This is a genomic window from Kitasatospora sp. NPDC057512 (assembly GCF_042802135.1).
GTDB lineage: Bacteria > Actinomycetota > Actinomycetes > Streptomycetales > Streptomycetaceae > Kitasatospora.
In genome coordinates this window covers 1-1,176 of the sequence record NZ_JBHVET010001266.1, presented here as the reverse complement: position 1 = coordinate 1,176, position 1,176 = coordinate 1, and the positions used below count along the sequence as shown (strand labels likewise).

The 1,176-nt window shown below is 73.3% G+C and carries 1 protein-coding gene; it reads left to right on the top strand.

The window, feature by feature from the left end; all coding sequences use genetic code 11:
- Nucleotides 1-200 precede the first annotated feature (200 nt).
- Nucleotides 201-1,142, top strand: a complete 942-nt coding sequence (locus ACFU6K_RS39390) for a S1 family peptidase (protein ID WP_380671538.1) — start codon at nucleotides 201-203, stop codon at nucleotides 1,140-1,142.
- Nucleotides 1,143-1,176 lie beyond the last annotated feature (34 nt).

Below are 1,176 nucleotides of genomic sequence, written 5' to 3'. Positions count from 1 at the left end.
CTCCTGAGCCTGCGGGTCCGCCGACACCCCATCAGAAAGCTTGTACCGAACGGTCTGTTTCCTCATACTTCCGGTCAGCGCCGGTCAGGAGCTGATCATCCGCCGTGCTTCCGGAGAGCACCGGCCGGGGTCCGCCCATCGCCTGACCGCGCTTCACGGCCCCAACCCTCAGGGCCGTCGCCCCCCTCTGGAGGAGATCGGTGAGGACCATGCGCACCACGCCCCGCACCGGCAGCACACCCGGCACCACCCGCCGTACCGGCCGCACGCGCCGCTTCCGCCTGCTCGCCGTGGCCCTGGGCCTGCTGACCGCCACCGCGGTCGCCGCGCCGGGCGCCGCAGCCGCTCCCACCCCTACCGTCCCCACCGCCCCCACGGCCCCCACCGCCCGGCCGGAGCAGCTCCTGGCGGTCAGCGAGGCCATCCTGAACGCCGAGGTCGACGGCACCGCCTGGTACGTCGACGAGGCCGCCGGACGCGTCGTGGTGACCGCCGACAGCACCGTCTCCCCGGTCTCGCTCGCCAAGCTGATGAGCTCCGCCGGCGCCGACGCGTCCACCATCACCGTCCACCGCGTCCCCGGTGCGTTCACCCCGCTGCTCGCCGGCGGCGACGCCATCTACGGCGGCCAGTACCGCTGCTCGCTCGGCTTCAACGTGGTCAGCGGCAGCACCTACTACTTCCTCACCGCCGGGCACTGCGGCAACGTCGCCGCCAACTGGTACACCGACGTCAACCACTCCACCCTGATCGGCCCGACCGTCGGCTCGACCTTCCCCGGCCACGACTACGCGCTGGTCCGCTACGACAACAGCGCGCTCAGCCACCCGGGCGGCTTCACCTCCGCCCCGGACGCCGTCGTCGGCGAGGCGGTGCAGCGCACCGGCTCGACCACCGGCACCCACGGCGGCACCGTCACCGGGCTCAACGCCACCGTGCGCTACACCGACGGCACCACCGTCCGCGGCCTGATCCAGACCAACGTCTGCGCCGAGGAGGGCGACTCGGGCGGCCCGCTGTACGACGGCGCCAAGGCGCTCGGCCTCACCTCGGGCGGCAGCGGCGACTGCACCTCGGGCGGGACGACCTTCTTCCAGCCCGTCAACGCGGCGCTCGCCGCGTACCAGGTCAGCATCTACTGACGCCCCCGACACGGCCGTGGGCCTGCCGCAGCGG